Annotated in this window: 28 protein-coding genes and 1 tRNA gene; 7 read left to right on the top strand and 22 right to left on the bottom strand. The window is 61.6% G+C overall.

All coding sequences use genetic code 11. From position 1 onward, the window contains the following. The first annotated feature begins 70 nt into the window (after positions 1 to 70). Positions 71 to 226, top strand: a complete 156-nt coding sequence (locus tag AC0L21_RS26265) for a hypothetical protein (protein WP_473264642.1) — start codon at positions 71 to 73, stop codon at positions 224 to 226. Positions 227 to 250: 24 nt separating this feature from the next. Here AC0L21_RS26265 and AC0L21_RS26260 read toward each other — a convergent pair whose 3' ends face one another. After that, entirely contained in the window at positions 251 to 397 is a 147-nt protein-coding gene (locus tag AC0L21_RS26260) for a hypothetical protein (RefSeq protein ID WP_473264641.1), read from the bottom strand. 184 nt (positions 398 to 581) lie between these two features. On the opposite strand from AC0L21_RS26260, the gene AC0L21_RS26255 reads away from it, so the two are divergent. After that, complete coding sequence (locus AC0L21_RS26255) at positions 582 to 962, top strand: hypothetical protein (protein WP_063996284.1); 381 nt, start codon at positions 582 to 584, stop codon at positions 960 to 962. Here the strand turns inward: AC0L21_RS26255 and AC0L21_RS26250 are convergent. Next, positions 922 to 2481 carry a glycoside hydrolase family 17 protein gene (locus AC0L21_RS26250; protein ID WP_473264640.1) on the bottom strand — a complete coding sequence of 520 codons (1560 nt, stop codon included), beginning with the start codon at positions 2479 to 2481 and terminating at the stop codon, positions 922 to 924. The two genes, AC0L21_RS26255 and AC0L21_RS26250, sit on opposite strands and share 41 nt — an antisense overlap. Before the next feature lie 330 nt (positions 2482 to 2811). Here AC0L21_RS26250 and AC0L21_RS26245 point away from each other — a divergent pair, with 330 nt between their 5' ends. From AC0L21_RS26245 to AC0L21_RS26235, 3 genes are all read left to right on the top strand, one after another. Further along, a complete protein-coding gene (locus AC0L21_RS26245) occupies positions 2812 to 3405 on the top strand; it encodes a beta-1-3, beta-1-6-glucan biosynthesis protein (RefSeq protein ID WP_473264639.1) in 594 nt (197 codons plus the stop codon). A gap of 214 nt (positions 3406 to 3619) precedes the next feature. Next, the gene (locus tag AC0L21_RS26240; RefSeq protein ID WP_473264638.1) at positions 3620 to 6295 is read left to right on the top strand and encodes a glycosyltransferase; all 2676 of its coding nucleotides are present in this window, start codon (positions 3620 to 3622) and stop codon (positions 6293 to 6295) included. Between the two features lie 315 nt (positions 6296 to 6610). After that, positions 6611 to 6686 (top strand) — tRNA-Lys (locus AC0L21_RS26235). Positions 6687 to 7248: 562 nt separating this feature from the next. Here AC0L21_RS26235 and AC0L21_RS26230 read toward each other — a convergent pair. Then, on the bottom strand, positions 7249 to 7437 hold the full coding sequence (locus AC0L21_RS26230; protein ID WP_473264637.1) for a hypothetical protein: 189 nt from the start codon (positions 7435 to 7437) through the stop codon (positions 7249 to 7251). Next, positions 7434 to 7997, bottom strand: a complete 564-nt coding sequence (locus AC0L21_RS26225) for a hypothetical protein (protein ID WP_473264636.1) — start codon at positions 7995 to 7997, stop codon at positions 7434 to 7436. Before AC0L21_RS26225 ends, AC0L21_RS26230 begins: the two co-directional genes overlap by 4 nt. 407 nt (positions 7998 to 8404) lie before the next feature. On the opposite strand from AC0L21_RS26225, the gene AC0L21_RS26220 reads away from it, so the two are divergent. Further along, the gene (locus AC0L21_RS26220; RefSeq protein WP_473264635.1) at positions 8405 to 9271 is read left to right on the top strand and encodes an SDH family Clp fold serine proteinase; all 867 of its coding nucleotides are present in this window, start codon (positions 8405 to 8407) and stop codon (positions 9269 to 9271) included. Between the two features lie 314 nt (positions 9272 to 9585). Here AC0L21_RS26220 and AC0L21_RS26215 read toward each other — a convergent pair whose 3' ends face one another. The 18 genes from AC0L21_RS26215 to AC0L21_RS26130 form a co-directional block, all read right to left on the bottom strand. Then, the gene (locus AC0L21_RS26215; RefSeq protein ID WP_473264634.1) at positions 9586 to 9891 is read right to left on the bottom strand and encodes a hypothetical protein; all 306 of its coding nucleotides are present in this window, start codon (positions 9889 to 9891) and stop codon (positions 9586 to 9588) included. Continuing rightward, positions 9891 to 10799, bottom strand: coding sequence for a tail fiber protein (locus AC0L21_RS26210; RefSeq protein ID WP_473264633.1), 909 nt, complete (start codon positions 10797 to 10799; stop codon positions 9891 to 9893). Before AC0L21_RS26210 ends, AC0L21_RS26215 begins: the two co-directional genes overlap by 1 nt. 194 nt (positions 10800 to 10993) lie before the next feature. Next, positions 10994 to 13156: a hypothetical protein gene (locus AC0L21_RS26205; RefSeq protein WP_473264632.1), complete on the bottom strand. Its 2163-nt coding sequence runs from the start codon at positions 13154 to 13156 to the stop codon at positions 10994 to 10996. After that, complete coding sequence (locus AC0L21_RS26200) at positions 13156 to 14817, bottom strand: hypothetical protein (RefSeq protein ID WP_473264631.1); 1662 nt, start codon at positions 14815 to 14817, stop codon at positions 13156 to 13158. Before AC0L21_RS26200 ends, AC0L21_RS26205 begins: the two co-directional genes overlap by 1 nt. Then, positions 14817 to 15116: a hypothetical protein gene (locus AC0L21_RS26195; RefSeq protein ID WP_473264630.1), complete on the bottom strand. Its 300-nt coding sequence runs from the start codon at positions 15114 to 15116 to the stop codon at positions 14817 to 14819. Before AC0L21_RS26195 ends, AC0L21_RS26200 begins: the two co-directional genes overlap by 1 nt. Then, positions 15095 to 15637 (bottom strand): hypothetical protein, encoded by a 543-nt coding sequence (locus AC0L21_RS26190; RefSeq protein ID WP_473264629.1) that lies wholly within the window; start codon positions 15635 to 15637, stop codon positions 15095 to 15097. Before AC0L21_RS26190 ends, AC0L21_RS26195 begins: the two co-directional genes overlap by 22 nt. Further along, positions 15630 to 15902, bottom strand: a complete 273-nt coding sequence (locus tag AC0L21_RS26185; RefSeq protein WP_473264628.1) for a hypothetical protein — start codon at positions 15900 to 15902, stop codon at positions 15630 to 15632. Before AC0L21_RS26185 ends, AC0L21_RS26190 begins: the two co-directional genes overlap by 8 nt. Beyond that, positions 15902 to 16477 (bottom strand): hypothetical protein, encoded by a 576-nt coding sequence (locus tag AC0L21_RS26180; RefSeq protein WP_473264627.1) that lies wholly within the window; start codon positions 16475 to 16477, stop codon positions 15902 to 15904. Before AC0L21_RS26180 ends, AC0L21_RS26185 begins: the two co-directional genes overlap by 1 nt. Before the next feature lies 1 nt (position 16478). Beyond that, positions 16479 to 17675, bottom strand: a complete 1197-nt coding sequence (locus AC0L21_RS26175; RefSeq protein ID WP_473264626.1) for a hypothetical protein — start codon at positions 17673 to 17675, stop codon at positions 16479 to 16481. Beyond that, positions 17672 to 17935, bottom strand: a complete 264-nt coding sequence (locus AC0L21_RS26170) for a hypothetical protein (protein WP_473264625.1) — start codon at positions 17933 to 17935, stop codon at positions 17672 to 17674. Before AC0L21_RS26170 ends, AC0L21_RS26175 begins: the two co-directional genes overlap by 4 nt. Continuing rightward, the gene (locus tag AC0L21_RS26165; RefSeq protein WP_473264624.1) at positions 17935 to 18138 is read right to left on the bottom strand and encodes a hypothetical protein; all 204 of its coding nucleotides are present in this window, start codon (positions 18136 to 18138) and stop codon (positions 17935 to 17937) included. Before AC0L21_RS26165 ends, AC0L21_RS26170 begins: the two co-directional genes overlap by 1 nt. Positions 18139 to 18555: 417 nt before the next feature. Further along, positions 18556 to 19590, bottom strand: a complete 1035-nt coding sequence (locus AC0L21_RS26160) for an AAA family ATPase (RefSeq protein ID WP_473264623.1) — start codon at positions 19588 to 19590, stop codon at positions 18556 to 18558. Further along, a complete protein-coding gene (locus AC0L21_RS26155) occupies positions 19584 to 19793 on the bottom strand; it encodes a hypothetical protein (RefSeq protein ID WP_473264622.1) in 210 nt (69 codons plus the stop codon). The genes AC0L21_RS26160 and AC0L21_RS26155 overlap by 7 nt, the downstream gene beginning before the upstream one ends. A gap of 41 nt (positions 19794 to 19834) precedes the next feature. Then, positions 19835 to 20110: a TSCPD domain-containing protein gene (locus tag AC0L21_RS26150; protein WP_473264621.1), complete on the bottom strand. Its 276-nt coding sequence runs from the start codon at positions 20108 to 20110 to the stop codon at positions 19835 to 19837. Continuing rightward, a complete protein-coding gene (locus tag AC0L21_RS26145) occupies positions 20107 to 20292 on the bottom strand; it encodes a hypothetical protein (protein ID WP_473264620.1) in 186 nt (61 codons plus the stop codon). Before AC0L21_RS26145 ends, AC0L21_RS26150 begins: the two co-directional genes overlap by 4 nt. A 14-nt stretch (positions 20293 to 20306) precedes the next feature. Next, positions 20307 to 20498: an excisionase family DNA-binding protein gene (locus tag AC0L21_RS26140; RefSeq protein ID WP_473264619.1), complete on the bottom strand. Its 192-nt coding sequence runs from the start codon at positions 20496 to 20498 to the stop codon at positions 20307 to 20309. 78 nt (positions 20499 to 20576) lie between these two features. Next, entirely contained in the window at positions 20577 to 20954 is a 378-nt protein-coding gene (locus AC0L21_RS26135; RefSeq protein ID WP_473264618.1) for a hypothetical protein, read from the bottom strand. After that, complete coding sequence (locus tag AC0L21_RS26130; RefSeq protein ID WP_473264617.1) at positions 20951 to 22135, bottom strand: tyrosine-type recombinase/integrase; 1185 nt, start codon at positions 22133 to 22135, stop codon at positions 20951 to 20953. Before AC0L21_RS26130 ends, AC0L21_RS26135 begins: the two co-directional genes overlap by 4 nt. Before the next feature lie 309 nt (positions 22136 to 22444). Here AC0L21_RS26130 and AC0L21_RS26125 point away from each other — a divergent pair. Then, on the top strand, positions 22445 to 22636 hold a 192-nt coding region (locus tag AC0L21_RS26125), incomplete at its 3' end, for a hypothetical protein (protein WP_473264616.1).

Below are 22636 nucleotides of genomic sequence, written 5' to 3'. Positions count from 1 at the left end.
CGTATCAAACGATACGAACTCTCCCGACCCGAAACGGCAGTATCCGCGACGAACATGATTCGGAGCGGAGATGGCGGACGAGACGTTTCTGCGCCAGCACCTCGCGCTCATCCGCGAGCTGGCCGAACAGGCCGACCCCTATATCAAGAAGCGATTGCTGGCCTTGGCGGAAAAATACGAACGTCGGCTGAGGGACCAGAACCGGCCGATGCAAACTCGCCCTTGAGAGCTCATTGGCGCGCGCAATCACCTACTCGATGCGGGCCTTTTCCTTCAGGTCGCGAATGCGGTTCTCAGCTTCATCCTTCGACCGGACGAGCTCCGACCAATCCTCGACCCGAGCTTCCTTGCTCAGCCTCTTGAGTTCGTCCAATTGCTGCTGGGTTGGCTTTTCCATGCTCGCTCCTTGCATGCAGCATGCGTTCGTGCGGTCACACCATTCAGAACCGGCGCGACCCCAGCCTGTTCCTGGATATCTTGGGGCCAGGCGCGGCCGCCTTGCTCGTCCCGGAACCGCCCGCGACCGACATAAACTCACCTTCCCTGTTGCCCCGTTCCACCTTCCCGACCATATTGCCGCCATGACAAAAAAGCCCTTCCGCCTCACGCCCTACCAGGTGCAGTTCCTGATCGTCGTCGGCTTCGCATCCGTCGGCTATGCGCTCTATCTGCGCTACCTCGGAATCGAAAACTCGCAGGTCGGTCTCGCCTGCGACGCCGGGCTTCAGACCCTGGTCTGCAAGGCGCGCTCGGTCTCGACCGTGCTGTTCAAGAATTCGGTGTTCGGCATTGTCGCGCTGGTAGTGGCAACGCTGAACCTGATGCGGCCGTCGATCGTGCTGCTCACCGTCGGCATCATCGCCGCCGGCCTCGGCATCGTGCTCTACAATGTAGTGCTGTCGGGCCTGGCGATCGGCCTGCTCATTCTTGGATTTGCTCGGCCCGCGCCCGCCACAGCGTGAGCGCGAACAAGAGATAGATCGCGCAGGTCCACAGCGACTGCCAATTGTCGCGGCCCTCGTTGAAGAGCACATAGGCCGCCGACAGCGTCAGCACGCCGGCGAAGACCGACTCCGCGATCGGACGCTGGCCGATCTGCGGCCGGTTCAACATCAAAAGCGCGAACGGCACCACCGCCATCGTCAGCGAGGCGTAGGGGAAGTCGTGGTAGCGCGGGTCGAACACGAAGCCGAGCGCGGTCTGCGCCGCGATCACCGCCGTCACTGCCAGCGTCAGACCCAGCACGGCGGTGAGCTTCGACCATTTCCGGCCCTCGCGCGGACCGAGCAGATCGAGGAAGGTCGGAAGGCTGCGGCCGATCACCATCGCCTGCGCGCAGAAGATCGGCGACAGGATGCCGGCCGCGAGCAGCGTGCCCCAGAGCAGCCAGCCGCCGATGCCGTAGCTCTCGTAGTACATCTTGTCGACGCCGATCCCGAGCAGGATGCCTGCCGAGGTCGCCGAGATCGCCACACCGAGCCAGGCCGAGAAGCGCGGCGTCCAGGGCCTGCGCCGCAACGTCAGGCCGGCGACAGCGAACACCAGCACGCAGAGGCCCATGCCGGCGCCCATATACCATTTCCAGTAAGGGAAATTGCTGATCGGCTGGCCCGGCGGATATTTCAGGCTCCGGCGCACCGAGTCATAGAGGCCCCAATAGCCGCCGACGGTGCCTTCCAGCTTGCGCTTCCACGGCTGGTCGTAAGACTCGATCAGATTGACGCGGAATTTCTGCGCTTTCGCGAGACTCAGGATCTCCGAGACCACGCGCGCCTGGTTGGTGCGCGACGGCAGCGCGCCTTCGCGCATGCGTCCTTCGCTCGGCCAGCCGGTTTCGCCGATCAGGATCTCCTTGCCGGGGAACGCGACGGCCATGCGCTCGCGGATCTGTTCGACGTGGGAGGCGGCAAACTTCGCCTTGACCGGGAAGTCCTCCCAATAGGGCAGGATGTGGATCGTGACGAAGTCGACGGCGTCATAGATCTCGCGATTCCTGAGCCAGAACTCCCAGACATCGGCATAGGTGACGGGCACGCTGACCTGCGCCTTCACGGAGCGGATGATGGAGACGAGGTCCGCGGTCGTCATCTCGCCGCGCAACAGCACTTCGTTGCCGACGATGATGCTGGTGATGATTCCGGGGAAATCCTTGGAAAGACGAATGGCGAGCGCAGCCTGCTCGAAATTCTTGGTGCGGTTGCTGGAGAGCCAGATGCCCTGGAGCACCTTCAGCCCGCCGATCCGGGCCGCGATCGCCGGCACCTGGTCGAGCCCGTTCTCCATCGAATAGGTGCGGACGCAGTCGGTGATCTCCTTGAGCTGGCGCAGGTCCTGCTCGATCTGGTCGGCCTCGATATGAGTCCATGCGTTCAGCGGCGACTGCTCGCCGCGGAACGGCGCGTAGGAGACGCATTGGACCTTGTCGGCGGGATCGATCGGGGCGCGCGCGAGCGAGATCGGCGTGGCAAGCCACCACCACACGGCAGCGATCGCACCCAATGAAACGAGCAGAAGCGCCAGTGGCGTACGAAGAGAAATCGGTTCCGTCCTCCGCGAAGGGCCGTCGATTACCTGCTAGCACGCCATCTGCCAAGGGGGTGACTCCGTTATGGATCCTTCCCTCCCCTGAGGAATTTACCTGCGGCCGTTCGACCGAGGCCTAGGATCGTGACTTTGCTGGACAAAATTCCAGATTCAGGCCATGGACTCGGGAGGACTTTTCCGCCGCATTGGAGACCCATTTGGACGCCATCACGCAGGCGCGTCCGCGAAGGTCCTGACGCGGACGGTCAGTGATATATTGGGGAATTCATGCGGCAACGGGTGTTCGAGTTACGAAATGCGGTCCTGCGGCAGTTCGCCGCCACCTTGGCCGTTTCTTCCCTTGTCATCCTGATGGGTATCGGCGCGGCCTCCGCCCAGAGCGGCACGCCCGCCCCCGACCAGAGCAAGGCAGCCGCCCAGCCCGCCGATGCCGCCGCCAAGGATGCCGCCCAGAATCAACGCCGCACCGACGAATTCGCCGAAGCAGCCCAGGTCATCGGCGGCCCGGCCGGCAACCCCGAATGCGTCTGGCTCGGCCGGCGCGTGGTGCGGCTGATGTGGCGGGACGACCTCGATACCGCATTCCGCCATCTCGACCTCTACGACCGCTTCGGCTGTCCCGGCGGCCACATCCAGGCTGCGTTCCGCTGCCTGACCCGCTTCGGCGGCCAGATCGATCCCAAGGTCGCCGAGACCCTGGACAGCCGTGTGCACGCTTGCTGGATCAACCCGGCGTCGCAGCCGCAACAGGCGGCAGCCGCGGCCTCGCAGCCTGCCGCGCCGGCCGCCGGCAATGCGCAGCCGCAGCCGGCCGCGAGCCCCTCGCCCGCGGCAAGCGCGTCACCGGCGCCCCCGAAATAGCCGCGATTGTTTCAGCCTGCGTTCAGGAACGATCGGCGATAGAGGCAATTGGCACTGCTGCGAATTTCGAGATGTGCATGCCCTCATACGGTCATGAGGCGATGACAGTTGTGAAACCGCGCGGCAGAGGTATGCTCCATTTGCCGCGGACTTGGTCGGATCTCGGGGTCGGATCCGCTTCCCTGCCCCCTCAGCCCCTTTTGGTTTAGCCGCGATGCGGGTTGTCGCCGCCGTTCTGTTGCTTGTGTCCGCGCTCCACGCCGGCCTCTGGGGAGTCTTGCGCGACAAGGAACCCGCGCCCGACTTCAAGGGCTTGCTGCCCAGCGTCTCCTACGCGCCGTTTGAGGGCTCGGCTCATCCCGACATCGACAACATTCCGACGGTGGAGAAAATCCGCGCCGACCTGAAGACGCTGTCGACGATGACCCGCGCGATCCGTCTTTATTCGTCCACGGGCGGCGTGGAACTGGTGCCGCCGATCGCGGCCGAGTTCGGCCTCAAGGTCACCGTCGGCGCCTGGATCGACAAGGACAAGGATCGCAACGAGCGCGAGATCAAGGCCGCCATCGAGCTCGCCCGCAAGAACAGCAACGTCAACGGCGTCGTCGTCGGCAACGAGGTGATCTACCGCGGCGAGCAGAAGGTCGAAGACCTCATCGAGATGATCAAGAAGGTCAAGGGCTCGGTCCGCGTGCCCGTCACGACCGGTGAAATCTGGAACATCTGGCGCGACAATCCCGACCTCGGCTCCAACGTCGACTTCATCGCCGCCCACGTGCTGCCCTATTGGGAAAACTTCCGGTCGGACCAGGCGGTCGACCAGGCCGTCGACCGCTACAATCTGTTGCGTAACCTGTTCCCCGGCAAGCGCATCGTGATCGCCGAGTTCGGCTGGCCGAGCGCGGGTTACAATTTGCGCAACGCCGACCCAGGTCCGTTCCAGCAGGCATTGACCCTGCGCAACTTCGTCAGCCGCGCCGACGCCATCGGCATGGAATACAACATCGTCGAGGCCATCGATCAGCCCTGGAAATACTTCGAAGGCGGCGTCGGTCCGTACTGGGGCATCCTCAACGCCAGCCGCGAGCCAAAATTCGCCTGGACCGGCCCGGTGCAAAATCCCGACTATTGGAAGCTGATGGGTGTCGCCCTCCTGGTCGGTATCCTGCTGTCGCTGCCGATCCTGCGGCTGCAGCAGCCGACGGCGAAGCAGGCGTTCCTGCTGTCGGCCACCGCCAATGGCGTCGGCGCCTGGGCCGCCACCGTGTTCGCGTTCTGGAACGGGCACTATTTCATCTTCGGCTCCGCCTTCGCGCTCACGCTCGGCATGATCCTGCTTGTTCCCCTCGTGCTGATCGCGATGGCGCGCATCGACGAGATCGCGGCCGTCGCGTTCGGCCGGCCGCCGCAGCGGCTGCTCGCGAAAGGCAAGCCGGTCGAGAACGTGCCCGAGAATTACTTTCCGAAGGTCTCGATCCACATCCCCGCTTATTTCGAGCCGGTCGAGATGCTCAAGCAGACGCTCGATGCGCTGTCGCGGCTGAACTATCCGAATTACGAATGCGTCGTCATCATCAACAACACGCCGGACCCTGCCTTCTGGCAGCCGATCCAGGATCATTGCCGCGCGCTCGGTGAACGCTTCAAGTTCATCAACGCCGAGAAGGTGCAGGGCTTCAAGGCCGGTGCGCTGCGCATCGCGATGGACCGCACCGCCGTCGACGCCGAGATCATCGGCATCCTCGATGCCGATTACGTCGTCGATCCCGACTGGCTGAAGGACCTCGTGCCGGCTTTCGCCGATCCCAGTGTCGGCCTGGTGCAGGCGCCGCAGGAACATCGCGACGGCGACCTGTCGATCATGCACTACATCATGAACGGCGAATATGCCGGCTTCTTCGACATCGGCATGGTCCAGCGCAACGAGACCAACGCCATCATCGTGCACGGAACGATGTGCCTGATCCGCCGCGCCGCGATGGACATGGCCGGCGGCTGGTCGTCCGACACGATCTGCGAGGACAGTGATCTCGGCCTTTCGATCCAGCAGCTCGGCTGGACCACGCATTACACCAACCACCGCTACGGCCAGGGCCTCCTCCCCGACACCTACGAGGCCTTCAAGAAGCAGCGTCACCGCTGGGCCTATGGCGGCCTCCAGATCGTCAAGAAGCACTGGCGGAACTTCCTGCCCGGACGGAGCCGGCTGACGCCCGACCAGAAGCGCGAATATGGCCTGGGCTGGCTGAACTGGCTGGGCGCGGAAAGCCTCGGCGTGGTCGTGGCGCTGCTCAACCTGGTCTGGGTGCCGATCGTCGCCTTCGCCGACATCGCCATCCCCGACAAGATCCTGACGCTGCCGATCATCGGCGCCTTCATCGTCTCGCTCGCGCACTTCTTGTCGATGTACCGCGCGCGCGTCGCGATCAAGCCGGGCCAGATGCTGGGCGCGATGATCGCCGCGATGAGCGTGCAGTGGACGGTGTCGCGCGCGGTGGCGCAGGGACTGATCACCGAGCACATCGCGTTCGCGCGCACGTCCAAGGGCGGCCTGTCCAGGATGTCGATCGAGTTCCAGGCGTTCTGGGAGGCCGTGATCGGCGCCCTGCTCCTGATCGGCGCCGGCGTGCTGGTGGCCTCCAACAGCTACCGCCAGATCACCGAGATCTACATCTTCGCCGGCGTGCTGGTGCTCCAAAGCCTGCCGTTCCTGGCCGCGGTCGCCATCGCCATCCTCGAGCTCAGCCGCATCAACTCGTTCCAGTTCTGGCGCGACAGCGCGATCCGCACCGCCGAGCTGATCGGCCTGCGCCCGGTCGCGCTGCCCACTCCCGCCGGCACGCCGCAGCAAGTGCCGGTGCCGAGCGAGGTCCGGCGGGAAGCGAACTGACGGGGCTCCAAAGGCGGCATCCGGCCCATGGACGGACGTCACGGGTTCTTCGGCGTGGATGGCGGCCCGCCATTCCGGTTGAAAATCCCGGCTCAAGCATTGGAAACGGCGAGCGAATTCCCGCTGCTGCCTTCAACTTCGGCAGCCACCCGAGCTATTGACCTCCGCGCCCCGTCCCCCTACACAGCGCGGGCCGAAAGCATGATCCGGAAACAGCCGGTTTTTCCGCAACGCTTGCGTCGATGTGGCGGCAAGACATGCTTTTCCAAATGTCCGAAGACGATGGCGATATCTTCAAGCCATCAGCGGCCATGGGAGCGCGTAGCTCAGCCGGTAGAGCACGTGACTTTTAATCACGGGGTCCTGGGTTCGAGCCCCAGCGCGCTCACCAAGCAAAATCAAAGACTTGGTCGCATCATCCCGCCTTGACGTTTTCGACGGGGGCACGCAGGGGGCATAAATTAGCCCGCCGGTCTTGCGACGGCGGGCCAGAGTGTTCGACGCCGTTTCTCCGCGTCGTTGTCACCCAAAATTGCGGTAACCCCTCGTCGCGTGCAGGCACTCCGCATAGGTATCGAGAATCCATTTGCGATCTGAAGCGGTCCACCCAGCACTCAGATCGCTGCTACCATGTATCGATTTTCGCTCCTGACCGGCGACCCTCTCCATCAGCTTGTACGCGACTTGCTCGGGCGAGTTTTCGCCAATGTGAACTACCGGTGCGGCATCTGCCATTTTAGCCCCTTGGTTGCATGGTGAGATCAACACCAACCTAAAGAACGGGAGCCCCGAGAGTCGAGTCGCTAGTTAGTAGAGCTTCGATATAGCTAGGAAAACCCGCCGGGGGGTGGTGGTGCCGGCGGGGTTCTTTGGTTAGAGGATCAAACCTCGGTATCGTCGCATCACACGCCAGCGCTCAAACCTGAGCCGCTGGAGCGCCCATAGGGCCCGGATCAGGCGCATTCGTTGCCCCCGATCAAGACGACAACCGGCGCCTGCTTCTGTCTCGGCTCATCGTCGGCCAGGAAGGTCGTCACTAGCTGAGTTGCCAGCCGTAGAACCATCAGGGCGTCTTCCGAGCCGTCCGGGAGAGCAGCAACCACTTGGATGGCGTGCCGCCGATGCCATGCGTCCGGCTTCATGCCATCGCTCCCGAGCATTCGGTCAACAGCGGCTCACTAGCCTCCCGGTCGCAATCGTCCCGCTCGCGATCGCTCAGATTGCCCAGCATTCCACTGGTGCTCCACCCGAGCGACGGCTCGCCATCCTCGTCCGGTTCGGCGCCGTCGTGCTCGTCCTCAAGATCTTTGACGCCGCCGTCAGCCCAAGCGATCTGATCGCCCGACCAGTTGCGGCCATCCGGCCCGTAGCAGCTCGGGTGCCGCTCAATGCTGCCGAGTGAAGGCTCATAGTCGCTTCTATCCGACCCTTCGTCCTCGCAGCCTTCCTCGCAGCCGCCGCCCTCACTTTGGGCGCCCTCGTCCTCGCACACCTCCTCGAGCTCGGCGGTCACGTAGGGGTCGGAGGCGTCCAGGAAAGCGATCAGCCGGGTGATCTCGGCCGCCGCCTTCTTTCGGAGCTTGGCAAGCCGCTTGAGGGCCTTCTCTCTCGCCCGCTCTTGTGCAGCCAGGCGTGTGCAGAGCTCGCCGGTGGACGGCCATAGCTCGGTAATGGCGTTTGGATGACGTAAAACTGTGGTCATGGTGGTTGCTCTCGGTATCGGCTTCTTAAGGCCGTCGCCGGTGTCAGACCGGCAGCCGGGAGTTAAGAACTGGCCGAGAGACCAGCGGCGACGCTTTTAAGGGTTTCCCCTCTGGACATAGCGTGGCCCTCCCGGCCATAATGGCCAGGTTGGGACGCACGCCAATGCGCCACCACGTTCAACCGCAACCCCACGACGCCAATCGACGGGGCATTCTGACAAGGAATGGTGCGGCTATATCTCGGTCCGGGTTCTTAAGCCCACGGACATGCTGCCCCTGATTTGCTTAAAAATCCATCCTCCTTTCGTGAGGCTTTCGTTGCCGCGTCGCCGAGCGGCGCCCGTGCAGATTCATGTTTGTGGGCTTGATTCGTCGTGCTAGGTCGGTTCCGACAAGGGGGAGCCTCGTGGCAGCTTACGACGACATAATCTTCAAGGTTGTGCGTGACGCGGAAGCTGACCTTGAAGGCCGACTCGACGCGGACGTGGTGTACGTCAACTCCGAAATGCGAATGAACATTTTCGCCTGGTTTCGGGAAGTCATCGAAAAGATGGCGGCGCGCAAGGATAAACGCAAAGCTCTCGCGGTTTTTCTCACAACGCCGGGCGGCCAAGCTGAGGTTGTAGAAAAGCTCGTTGAGGTTGTCCGCAATCACTTTGAGTTGGTCTACTTCGTTGTACCTGTCGCTGCGATGTCAGCGGGCACGATCTTCTGCATGTCGGGTGATAAGATCTTCATGGATTATTCGTCCTCTCTGGGGCCGATTGATCCGCAGGTGCCGGATCGCGAGGGCAAGTTCTTGGTCCCCGCTTTGGGGCACCTCGATAAAGTGAACGAAATCATCGAAAAGTCGCGCAATAACACGATCACGCCGGTCGAGTTTCAATGGCTGATGAACCAGGACCTCGCGATGCTGAGGTTTTATGAACAAGCCCGGGATCTGTCGGTCACGCTTCTGAAAAAGTGGCTCGTCCAGTACAAGTTTAAGGACTGGTTAACCCACAGAACCAACAATCCCGGAAGCGTAGTGAGTCTGTCAGAAAAGGAAGCACGGGCGACCGAAATCGCGCAGCTTCTGTCAAATAACGCCCATTGGAACTCGCATGGCCGTTTCATCGGGATGTCCACGCTGGCGAAGGAGTGCCGGCTCGACATTGATGATTTCGGACAGGATCCGGACCTTCAGAAAGCCGTTAGGACTTACAATGACGTCCTGTCGGATTATCTTGGACGGGCTCAAATAAGCAGCTATCTTTACAGTCGACACATCTGAGGAGCTTCACATGAGCGTTGCCCAGCAAATCGAGCAGCTTCAAGACTATCCTCAGAATACCTCTGACGATTTTCGTCGTCAGCTTGAGCGTGCTCGTGATGCCGCGCAGAAGTTCGACGGAGAACCCGCCGCTAGCCGAGGAATCGACCGTTCGAAGGAACTATTGCCCCTCCCTCGACCGCGACTCGTCGGTACGCTCGTTCGGTGAGCTGCGCGGCTTTAGCCGCACTGCCCCGCATGTACGGACCTCGCCGAATTGGACTTGTGCCAGCAGCGGGCTGGGGACTATATCGGTGACTCAGTGAGCGCGTCCGTCAGTGCTTCGTCGGCCCCGTCGATCGCCCCTTCACCACTGGACAGCAATTGTCATAAGTGAGGCCTACGCGCTGATGCGGCGGCGCACCGACTTCCGCTCGGTACTCGGCTAGAACCCCTTCAATTTCAGCGCTGCACAAATCGAACGCCTTGCGCAGATTGTGCTGTTCCGGATCGCTCGTCCTAACCGCTTCATTGAGCTTGTCATTGACGATCCATCGAAGCCCGTCCAGGTCGTAGAGTTTAGGCGCGAGCGCATGATCCGGCGGAATGCTGAGTTTCGGCAAATGCTCTTCGTCATCCATCAGGCCGGTCCTCCAGCGAACAGAACGTAGTTTGTAATCATGGTTGGCTGCACGTTGTTGTGAGAGGTCCCGCCAGTATTGTTAGAAGTAACTGACAGGTTGCCAGTGATTGATCCTCTTGTAACGGTCGTTCCGCTTGCCCACGCTAACCAGACAGTTGCTCCAGCGGAGCCCGTGCTAAAATTGGTAACATTAGTATCTGCCGAAGTGACGGCGGCGGTCTGGTTTGAAGTAAACGAGCCGGAAGACGTAATGGAGGGTATCTGTAAGGCAGTAAGCGTCTGACTTTCGAGGCCACCTACTGCGCCGATGGTTGTACCAGTTCCGCCGAAATAAGTAGCCGTGAGGCGCGCGGCATCCGAGCCGCCCATGTTTCCTTTACCAGCGGTTACACGGCCGCGCATATCGCCAATGCCGAACGTGGTTGAGCCATTGCCATTGTTGTAGAAGATGTTTCCCGCAGCGATTTCGGTTTGAGCGAATGCCCACAGATCGGCATATGTCGTGCGCGAAAGCGTCTGACCATACGGAAGGACACACAAGGCCGGAGCAGTTGATCCGGTAAATGCGATAAGTTCTCCAATGAAATGCGCGCCTGAAACGATCCCACCAAGCCCGAACTCAGCAACTTTTGTTCCGTTGATGGAGAGCGCGGCGCCATTGGTGGTCTTGTAAAACCCCGTAGACGATCCATTGGCAAACTGCACCGCAGGAGAACCAACAGAGCCATCAACGATCTTGATCGGCCCGGTCATCGGAGCCGCGCCAGACCGCATCAGGCGAGCCGACATAGCTGAGCTGAGGTCTTCCAGCGGTGGATTATGCTGGCTCGCCTGGATCGTATCGCCTGTGGTCGCTAAGTATCCGGCAGGTAACGAATACACGCCATTGGAATCCGAGGGTGCCATAATCTATTTTCCCGTTCAGTCTTTGGTGGTATCAGGGCAAATCACCCCTGCGAGGCGGCCCGTGCGCAAGTACGTCATCTGCTCCCTGATCTTGGCCGCCTTCCTATTTGGCGTGAGCCGGTATCTGTCCGGCCTCTCGAAATCGATGGAGCTGTCTTCGTTCTTGCTGCTATGCGGTGTGATGGGATCAATCATCATTGCTCTCGCTTTCGCCTTTGATGGGTACGAGCGGCACCGTGGGCGGCAATCGCCGCGATCAGGGCCGCCCGATCGCCAGCGGCTGGAGCCGTGACTGCATTCCCCCGGCGCCTCTCCAAGGCGTCGATAATTGCCTGAGTGGTCGCGTCGCGCCGCGAGCCGGTCGAGCTGAGAATGTCCGCGATCTCCCCGAAAGCGCGCGTCTCGCTCGGCTTCACCGCACCGTAAGCAGCTCCGAGGGCCTTCTTGATCGCGGTCGCGCCCATGCCTGCCAGTGTCGCATTCGGATTGACCAGCGGCGTTTCACCTGCCGGCGACGGCTTCATGGCTTCCTTGGCAGAAAGTCGCTGCGCCGTCTGGCTGTTCTCCACGACCTTGTTGTGAGTGTCGCGGAATTTCAGATTACGATTGACCGAATTGATCAGATCCTCTGCCGACTGCTCCCCGTGCACCGTCGCGAGTTTGGCCGTGTTCCAGCCGCCCTCGCCCTGCAACTCCGATCGAAGCGCCACCAGGTCGTTGGCCTTGGTGCCAAGCTTCCGTTCGATGTCGCCGCGGCTGCCCTTGGCGAATGCGATTTGCTCCCCGGGCGAAAGCTGCTCGAACTCATGCGCGAAACGTCCGGGCGATGCCGTCGTTTTGCCGTTGCCGAGATACTGCGTTCCGAGCTCCACCGCCTCAGCACGTCGTGCAAGCCCGGCAGACTGCCGGTTGGCGGGAAGATATCCCGGCACCTGCTGCTCTAGGTTTTCATTGAGGATGCCGCGAATATGCTTCAGGGCACCCTGCTGCCGGGACAATGCCGCCGCTGGAATCCCCAAGCCGGGCGCGTCGTATTCAACAACGTTGTCAATCTCGCCCTTGATCTTGTGCAGCAACTGCGGATCGCTCTGCGGCTCCGGGACCATGTCATAGAGCCGGTTTCCGTGCGCGTCTGACATATGCGCGCCCGTGTTAGGATCGAGACGCGGGACAGGCCGTTCTGTCATCAGCATGCCGCGCAGGTTCTCTAGTGCGCGCCGCTCCATGCTGCCGGTTGGCGAGCCCTGGATCATGGGGCCGAGCTCGACCAGCACATTGGACGTGTCCACCGGAGGCGCATTGCGAAATGCTGCCGGATAATTGCGGGCGTCCACCTCCGAGCGATGCCCCACAATGGCGTTGCGCACCGTCTGAGGATCTTCCGCCGGCCCGAGCGCCCTGTTCACGTCCTCCATGATGCGCTGATCGGTGCCATCGTTGCGAGCGGTCAAACGGCCTTGCAAGATCGTCCGGCCCTCATCGCTATTGAGCGAAGCGCCTTGCCCCTTACCAAGGAATGCCGGCCCAGCGTCAACCAGCATGGCTTCCGGCCCGAGCTCCGCAAGCCGGGCCTGCACCGCAGCCGGCGTATCTGCTGCCATAGCGTCGACCAGGTGCCGGGACGCTCCGCGCGACATGCCATCCGCCTGCCCTCGCACAGCATCAGCTATCCGATTGTAGCCAGCGCCAATGATGCGCGCCGCGCCCGGCATCGCTGCTCCGCCCACAAAACCGATACCCGCCCCAATGCCGGCATCCGTTGCTGTTTGCGGAATGTTGGTCCAATCCCTTGAGCCGGCAGCGCCCTGCAAGCCGCCAAGCACCGTCCCGGCACCAGCGCCGTAAAGGGTCTTGGCACCTAGCCCAACACCCCGCGCGGTCGCACCAATGACGCCAAGCGGCGTCGTGACGTTGCCCACAGCTTCAACGACGGGCGCGGCGATCGGGTGCGCCGCCTGAAACCGTGCCGTCTCGCCCTGCTCCCTGCGCAGATTGTCCCCATAACCGCCGGCTCCAATCACGGCATCCATACCGGCGCGCGCGCGATCACCTAGACCGAACAAGAAACCATTCTCAAGCATACGGGTCGGCGCATGGATCGCATCGCGCGCCGTCCGAACGTAGCTGCCGATGCGATCCAGATAGCCTCCCCCGGCCGCCGGAGCCGGCGGGCTTTCGACGACCGGGGCGGCAGCAGCTGCCGGCATCGGCGTAGGAGACAGCGCCGGTGCGGGTTCAGCCGAGACGCCTAGCGAATGCGCAATCTCCTCAACCGTCGAGTTTTGCTCATCGGGTGACAGCTTCAGGAAATCGTCACCAATCTTGACCTTGCGGCCGGCAATATCGAGCGTCGGCATTATTCAACACTCCATTTGATGCCCGATTTGGTCGCGCCAGCCGGCGGCGCCGCGCTGGTCGGCACCTTGATTCCGAACAGAGCCCGCTCCCTCTTGTGTGCGGCTGGGTCGGGATACACAGCGTCCAGCGCCTCCTGGTGATCCTGGAGCTGGGCAATGGACGCTTTTTCCATAATGTCGAGGAGCCGCTTGATTGAGCCTTCGTCCAGGTCCAGGGAGCCGCCGGCTGCCTGTTGAGCAAAGCGCCGATCGCTGTCCGAAATGTTCGCATTGCCAACGGTCGATTTCATAACGGCCGCAACCTGCGGCGCGATAGCCGCTCTAAACACTTCGCTATTCTGCACCTTCTCCGGCTCAGCAATGCCGAACAGGCTTGCAGCCTTCTGAAGCTGCAAGCGGTTGTCAGCATTGAAGCCGGTAATGGCGCCGCCATCGATCGCAGATCGAGCGTTGCGAATGGCGGAAAGGCCCTGCGCCGTCGAGCGCGCCGCTTTCGAGCGCTCCACGAACTCGTCAAAGATCTGCTTGTCCGTCCCGCCGCCAACATTCGTGGTGACGTTCGTTGCCGCCGCGCGCGCCTTGGCAACCGACCATGCGTCATAGGGCATCGGCTGCGAGCCCTGAGGCAGATTCGCCTTGTAATATTCGTATTCGCGCACCGAAGGGGGCTGCGCTTCCGGCTTGTCGTGCTTCAACGCCACCGTTCGCTGGCCGGTTTGCTGATTGATGCTCCAGACGTTGCCGTCAGCGTCTGTCTCCTGGCTGTAGCTTTCGCGCGGCTTGGCGTACCCGCTCAGCACCTGCATTGCGGCGCCACGGGTTGCCGGATTGCGAATGGCACGTTGTACCCAGCTCGACACTGCCGGCGGCATCTGCGGCCCGGCGACGGGCGCAGGCTGGCCGGGCACGGCATAGCCCTGCGCTGGCTGAGCGTTGACCGGCAAGGCATCCGCCTGCGCTACCGCTGTCGGCTGATAGCCGCGATTGAATTTGTCCGCGTATGCCTGAACCGTCGTACCGAGCTGGTCGCGTGCATTGGGATTGTTCATCCCGCCTTCGCCAGCGAACCACGCGCGCGCGGCGCCCTCAGGGCCGTACTTTTGCTGATACTGACCGAATTGCCCTTTGAATACCGCGTCCTGCGCTTCAGGGCTTGCGAGAAACTGATCCGGCGTCATCGGCTGCCCGAGATGCGTCCGCGTCCATTCCGGAATGTTCGCGCCCATCACCTGATATTTGCCGTAAGCGCGATCTCCCGTCTTGGTGACGGGCCCCAGCAAGTCGTACTTTCCGCCGCTCTCAATGCCGGCAATAGCCGAGGCAGCATCACCTGCCGGCGCAGCGGCCGGGCTTTCAGCAGGGCTGCTAGCGAGCGCCGAAGCCACCTTGGCAACGCCCGGAGTGGACGCGCCGGCAAATGCGGGATGGCTTGCCATGATAGACTGTGCGTCTGCCATCTGCTGCTGATCCCGCTGGTCCTCCTCGCGAAGCTGAAGGCCGCCCACAAGCGCCTGAGCGACACGGTTGAGACCCTGCGTCCAGGATTGGATAGGCGCCCCGCTGGAGCCCTCCTGTACCAACGCCTCGGCCAGCCGACGACGCGCGCGCGATGCCGTCGTTTCAGCCTCGCCGCCAGACCCCCAGGTGAATGCCTCTGCCATCAGTTCAGATTCCCGACCATTGCTGTGCTCACCACTGCCGCGATAAAGCCAGCTTCCACACCACCGAATTTGCCTACCAGCGTCATGTCCCGCAGCACGCTGGCCAGCAGCAGGGGAACGCCAAACTCTCTGGCAACAAACATGGTAAGCCGCGCGTAGTGCTCACCCGTTGCGATATCTGCCTGCTGATCGCCTGTCGGGCGGGGATACCAAAGGTAAACCTCGCCATCGTCCGCTTGGCGCACGAACGGCAAGTCAAGCACCTCCGGCGTGCCCTCTACTGCAATGCTGTCAGACACAGGGTCACTCCGATTTTGCTGCCTACCGTCATTCCGTGATCGAATGCGCGTAATACGCGTTCGCTATCGGCTTCGAGGCCGGCTTGCTGCATCAACTTCAGGGCTTCATCTTTCGGGAATGAAAATCGCGAAACCGCCGCGCCGACGCCTTGTGCCGCGAAATGATGTCCGCCTGACCGAACGCCGCCAAGCTCAAACGCGATCGCCCTCAATGCCCACAGCCGGTTCAATTCAGCAGCACCGAGGCGAGCCTTCTCCTCGCGTGCAAGTGCCTTCCAGGCGGCATCCTTCTTGAGGTCTGGGCCAAGCCCAATATCGAGGTCGTCGAAAACGTTTACGAGAACAACGTTCGGATCTTCGTCCTCCGGAAACATCTCGAAATGACGCCGCTCTACGTCCTCCGGATCGCTGAATACCGCGCGGGTAATAGCGACAGACTTCCACGGTCGCTTGGGCGCATACCGCGTCTGCAAGGCATCCACCTCGCCCGACAGCCGCTTTATCGTCTGGAGGCTAACCACGGCGCTTCCCTCCAACCGCCGCGCTGAGCTCCGCGAGCCGCACCTGCACGTCGTCGAGCAACTCCGCCTCGATGCACGCGCGGATTTCCTTCAGCGCATAGATAAACTTCGTCATTTCGTCGGGCTGAAGCGTCCCCTTCAATGCCAGACGGTACAGCCGCGCCATCTCGCCGCGCACAGCGGCCAGCGTATCGAGCGCAACAGCAGAGTGTGGCTCAAGGCCGGCTTTCCGCTTCGAGTCCTTTGGCTTCGGATTCCGCGCCATCAGTGCGTCACCACCCGGCCGGCGTTCACGTCAACCAGCAACTGGAGCGGATCGAACTTCAACCAGTCCGCCACCTTGCAGAGCGCTTCCAGGAAGTCGGTCCCGAACGAAGCCGGGTCCACTTCAAGCGCGGCCCGCGCCTTCATAAATCCCTGCTCGACCTCAACGGTGGTTCGCAGATACTGCGCGAGCGTCAATCCCTGTGCTGCCGCGTGCTCGCGGAACGGCTCCAATGCCGCTTCCATCTCCACAATGCGCTCGACCGCCTCAGCGTCTTCCTCCAGGGCTGCCTGCAAACGGCTGACTTCCTTGCGGGCGTCCTCCAGATGCTCAGCTTTCCGAGGCTGCTGCTGTTCGAGCCGATAAATGTCCTCCTCGGCCAATTCGAGGCCGTAAAAGCCATTCATGGCGTACTTGCCACGGCCCATGATGCGATCGCGCTGAATCGCTGTGCCGCGCCTGATCTCCCGCTCGGCCCTGAGTACCTCCGAACGAATGATCGGGTCCATTTGTGCCCACGCGCTCGTGAAGTTTTCATCGTCCAGATAGCTGCGCGGCGGTGCTTGCTCGCTCATTTCACATCCCTCCGAATGCACGGTTCAAGGCCTCATCGAGGCCCTTGGCGCCGCCCTTGGCGCGCCGTGGGCTGCTGGCGCCGCTAGGTGCGCCGCTGATCGACTTGCTGCCCTTGGTGTCTTTTGCGGGAGCAGACGCTACCGCTCCAGGTGCCGCGTGCTGCACCACGATGGCGTAAGCCCTCTGCAAGTCAGCAAACCGGTCTGCAGTGCGTGGTATGCGTGTGAGAACATCAGCAACCGCCCACGCAATTTGATCGTTCTTCAGTCCGGGCAAAATGTTGTGTTCGATGGCCTTCTCAATGCCCTGAACTACCCGCTCGCGATCCTCCTCCGGAGTAGCTGGCGGCGGTAATTGATGCTGCGGAGCTGCCTGCGGAGCCTGTGCCTTCGGAGTATCAAGGCCGCCCATGCTGGCGATCAGACGCGCGCCAGCGCCCTGGGGATCTTCTTTCAGCTCCGGCAGCCAAATAGTCAGCCGCTCCAGGATGCCGGGCAGCCGGTCGCCGTATTTCTCCACGAATGCGGTCAGGTCCTCATGATCGCCGGCATCCTCAGTCGCGCGATCAAGCGCCTTGGTCCGCCCATCGGCAGCCTCGGCCGCCTCCTTGCCCTTGGCAGTGCGCGGGAGCTTCAAAATCTCAGCGGCCAGCTTCTCGACCGTCTCCATGGTCGGCGCCTTGCGCAACTCTCCGTCCCACTTCTCGGCAATCGTCAGCACCTGGCTCAGCTTCTCGCCCGGGAATAGCGCCTTCAACGATCGCCTGTGCTCGCGCGTGGTGCCAAATTCTTTCGTCGACAGAGGCTTGGCCTTCTCGCCCTTCACCTCAGCCGCACGGTCGTCCTGCCGCTTCTGTGCAGCCTCGGGGGCCTTCTTCAGCGCCTTGTCAATCGCGCGGTCGAGCCCGGCCTGCGCCTCCGCTTTATTGAGATTCCTATTCCCGATCACGCGCCTCCCGTCGCGCTCCGGCTTCTCCTCCTTGCCGTCCTTTGCGCGCTCGGCCTTGTCCGCCTTGGCTTTCTCGGCCTTTGCGCGTTCCTTCTCTTCCTTGGCGAGGGCCCAGATCCCCTCTTCACTCAGAGCGTTCGGCGGCAGCACGCCCCGCTCAATCTCCTCAGAGATTGCGGCCTGCGCACCGTCCACAGTCTCAAACGCGCTGTCCAGGCATGCGTCAATGCTTGCAAAATTGTCACTCATGCTTTGCGCTCCTCAGCGGCTGTGTTGATGGCTCCCGCGATGGCCTTCGCTAACTCCGGGAACACGCCCAATGCCTCCAGGGGCTGCGCATCGCCGCGACCGCTATTGACCTGGCGCGCGATCTCAAGGCTTTCGTAATCACAGAACGAAGGCCCACAGATTTCATTCGGATCGCACCGGCCAGCATCGACCTGCCGAGACAGAATGATCGCGACGGCTGGATTGCAGCCAAGCCTGGTGAACGTGTCCGGATTTGTCATCAAACATTCCCGATGTTTCTGGCGCGGCTCAAAAGCTGCCGATAAGCCTCTACCGACAGCATGCGTTTGCTGGTGCGAGACAGCTGCGTGATTGGCACGTCATGCCGCTCGCAGGCACGCTTCAGCGTGATCGGCGTGCAGCCAACGCGGCGGCAAATTTCAGGAAACGGGATGAACCGGTCCTGCTCAGTCTCTTGAATCATGACTTCGCCTCTATGAACCGCCGGGGCCGGGCTGACCGGCCGCCGGCAGAAGGAAACTCGTCTGGTAGTCTGGGATTGCCCGTCCTTATGAGTGACGGTCGTCTCACCAGCGTCTGAGGCTGGAATTTTCGGCGGTTTGAGCGCCGGGCCTACTGCGCGTCTATCGAGGTGCGAACAGCGCTAGCTTCCGTTCGTGGTGCACCAACCTCGTTCGCGCGCAGCGAACACAAAACCAAGATGATCTGATTTGCCGAAAGCTGCAATAGTTTTCAAAACGCACTCAACAACTCAGAGGGGGATAGCGCTCTCATATCCTCCGCTTCCTTCAACGACTTAAGCGGCGCTGGCTGGGGCGTTACTGTTTTCCATCCACTCTACCCCCCATAACTCTGATAACGCGATAACGGCAGAGGGCGGTTAATCGTTATCGCCGTTATCGCTGTTAGTGGGGGTTGACGGTTGAAGCCAATAACGGCTCTTACCGGCTTTGTAGATTTCGCCAGCCTTTGCCATCTTGAACAGCAGCTGCCGGACATTGAGGCCGGGCATTCCGGTCGAGCTCGCAATTTCAGCTGGCGTCATCGGCTCTCCGTGATCAGTCAATGCCGCCGTGATTCTGATCCGCTCATCCGACCTGCGAACGTCCGCAGCTTCCCCGATGATGCTCCAGGAGCCGCCGGCGAAGATCAGGGCAGTTTCCTTTTCCTCAACGTCACGCCCTCGGACATAAAGCGTTTTGCCGTTCTGGTCGCTGTCGAGCACCAGCGTCGTGTCGGCACATGCGCTCAATCCATTGGAACCGCTCAGCGCCTCCAGCGGATCGTCCGCTCCTCCCTTCTTCGTATGATGCAGCCCGAGCACAGCTATCCCGTGCGCGGTTGCCCACTGCTGCAACGGCGCCCAAGTCGAATAGTCATTTTCGTAAGCGTTGCGCGCCAGGCTGCCGGCCGGCTTGATCCGTTGCAGCACGTCGATAATCACAAACCGGGGTGCCGCAACCGAAACCCGCCAGCGTTCGAGCTCACCGATGAAACCGGCATCGAGCTGGAGAGCTTCCGTCACCCATTCCAGCCGGGAGAGGTCCGGCCTGCTTTGCTCGTCAGGATACAAGGTCGCAATCCGGCTTTGAATGCGCCGGGGCCCGTTCTCCATGTCGATATAGAGCACGTCGCCCTGCTCGCATGAAATCGAGCCGATCGCGACGCCGCCGATCGCAACAGCCAGCGCCATGTCGATCGCCAGCCATGTTTTGCCAAGCTTCTGGCGCCCGGCAAGCACCAGAAACCCTTCGCTGATATACCCAGGCACTACCCATTTGATCGGGTCATAGGCCGTGGCCATGATTTGGTTCGTGCTGGTTCGCCGGAACCTGCCGCGCGGGTGGGCCCGCTTTTCTTCCATGCGCAGGATCTGAGCGTCGAGGTCGCGGTTGATATCGGCTTGGCTCAACATGCTACCGCCTCGCTGACAAACGCCGCTGCAATGACGCCCTGTATCTTGTCGGTTCCGTACTCGAAATAGAGCTGATTATAGGTCGCGGATTCGTGCAGATAGTCTGCCGCGACCTGCTTTTTGACGACGCCCAACCTCACCCAATGGGCAAGCTTGTCGGCCTCATCGACGAACGCATAGAATTTTGCGTTCGCGACATTCATGCAAACCTCGGTCTGTAGCGCTGTCCAATCATGGATACCGCTCATGGCTTCACCGCCAATTCCAATGCGGTCGCAATCGGTCCGCTAATCGAATGCTGTATGGTTTCGGGGGTCACCCCATGTTGCAGAAGCAAGGACACCAATATTGCCGATGTCTCGGCGTGCTGTTGCAGCGGCGTATTGATCTTGCCGGTATCAAGGAAGATTTCAGCCAAGCGACCGTCAGCGAACCGCGACGCACTTGCGCGGTATCGGTGGCCTTCATGCTCGAAGTTGAACGAAACGCTTATGCGCTTGTTGGGAAGAGCACTCCTCATCGGGACGCCTCCCCAAATGCCAGCTCCGCGATCGTGCAGGCTGTATGCGTCGGCAATGCGAATACCTCGGCGAGGTATTGCTTGCGCAGGGTTTCGAGGGCATATTCCCGTTTGATCGAAGCGCCCGCCAGATCAGTCACCGGGAGCCCCGCGTGCGCCGCCAGCGCCGCGGGGTTTTCCATGCTAGAGGCCATGCTTATGCGGCCTCCGTGATCAGCGTGGGAAGGCTGCGCAGCCAAATCTCGGCATCGTCGCGAGTGATCAGCGATTTCCTGCCGACCTTCCGGACGGTCAGCCGCTTCTCCTTCACCTCTTCATAGAACTGGGTCTGACCGATGCCATATTGATGGCAGAACTCTTTCACGGTCAAAGCTCGGGGGGTATCCATTCCAGGCCTCCGGTTTTCACGCACGATTGTGCGAACAACCGCGAACCTAGAGACCGGTATGGCCGGCGCCTTCGGGTACTAACTCAGCGATTTAGCCACACGGCGCGCGAGGTCAGCCCTGACATGAGGCCACTCGCGCTCAACGATCCGCTGTAACTCTCGCTGGTCCGGAAATTCCAATTCGTCGCAGATACTCTTCCACGACTTGCGGCTAAGCCGCATGTCTATGGCCCGCTTCGCCATTTCGAAATGCTTGCCGGGTTTGTCCGCCTTCGGCCGTCCTTTTGGACGGCGAAGTCCAAATGCCTGATCGATCGGGGTGCCGGAAAGGACCGCCTCAAACGCCTGGGCGGTTCGAACAATCAGCTCGGCCTCCCCGGCAGATCCAAATTCGCCGGCATAGTTCTTAAGTTCGTCGACCAGCCGTTTGATATCCCGGTCGCTAAATGGCTTCACGACTGGCCCTCCAGGATGGTGCGAAGGTTGCTTTCCCATAGGGCAAGCGCGGCACGCTTTTCCGACAGGTAGGAATACCGGTCGTAATGCTTGGTGCCGACGTCCCCGGATATGTGGTTCATCAAGCGGTCGCGGATATCGGCGGCCACGCCCAATTGCGGGAGCCGGGTTCGGAACGTTCGCCGCAGGTCATGGGGGGTTGGCGGCTCGGCCTTCCACGATTTCACGGCCGGATCCGTCCCGGTCATCCGCTCGGCCAATCGCCGCATCGCCGTGGAATAGGAATGCGAAGCGACGGAGACCAACTGCCGCGCAATATCCAATGCCATTGGCTCAAGCGGCACGACGTGCGCGCGCCCGTTCTTGGTTCGCTCACCCGGAATATTCCAGACCGCTCGCCCCGGCTGATCGAGGTGTTCGAACTCCTTCCGGCTGGCGCCGCCCACCTCGCCCGGCCTGGCGCCCGTCAGCAATGCGAAGCGCAGCCCCAGACCGGTTTCAGGCGCCAATGGCGATTCGATCACTCGCCGCCAGAACAAGCGGATTTCCGGGTCATTCAGCACGCGATCGCCAATGCCCTCCTCGCCCCTCTTCTTGAGCCGGGAACATGGGTTGGCGTCGATCAGGTCGCTATCCACAGCAAAGCTGAATACGACCGAGATTAAGCTCTGCAAACGGTTTGCCAGCACCGGCTTGCCATCAGCTATGACAGCCTCGATCAGCTCGATCGCATCCCGGCGCCGAATCTCGGCATAGTCGCGCTCACCCCACCTAGGCAGAATATGCAGGTTCAGGTTTCGCTCATCCGCACCGGCTGACCGCTTATTGCGGCGCGCGTATTCATCAAGGTAGCGAGCGGCCAACACCTCGAAGGTTCGTCCGGGTGCATCGCGCCTCGCTTGGCGCTTTGCCTCGCTTGGATGCCCACCCTGCGATATGCCCTTCCGGTAGTCGTTGGCTCGCTCACGCGCCTCGGCCAGCGTCACCTCGGGATAGGGGCCGATTGTTACCCGGGAGAGCTTGCCGGATACCGGCGCCCGATAGCGGTATGACCAGGACCGCGCACCGGCCTTGGTGATGCGAAATTCGAGGCCCGGGCACGACTGATCGGCCAATTCCAGACGGCCACTGGCGGGCGGCTTAAGCGATCTGAGATAGGTGTCTGTGAGGGCCTTGATCATGCTGTGGGGGCACACCGGGGGCGCGATTTCGCCGAAAGTCAGCGAAGCCCCGTGAATTGCCACGAAGCAGAAACGCTTGTATCACAGGCATTCCTGATTTCGCAGGCATTCGCTGCGTTCCGCTGATGTTCTCCACAGCGTGACTTTTAATCACGGGGTCCTGGGTTCGAGCCCCAGCGCGCTCACCAATAAAATCGGATACTTGCGCTAATACGACCTCATTCACCTCAATTGCGAGATCAGGTCTAGATTAGGTCCAGCAGGCAGAAAAAATCACTGATCGTCATCCCCTAGATCGGTGCGGACGGCATGTCCGCGACGCTTCGCCTCCTTGAGGAAGTCGATGATCGATTGTGGGAGCGGTCGCTTCTCACCCCGCCTGCGCCGCCGAATTCCTTCAATCTCGTCCTTCCTGATAGCAGCGTGCGGATTCCGACGAAGTCGCCCAGGCGTACCGATATGAAGTCGCCCGTGGATTCCGAGACGATGTCGCCCACCTTT

The organism is Bradyrhizobium sp. WSM4873 (assembly GCF_055811355.1).
Note: the sequence above shows the minus strand (reverse complement) of the source record. Positions and strands in the feature narration are given on the sequence as shown.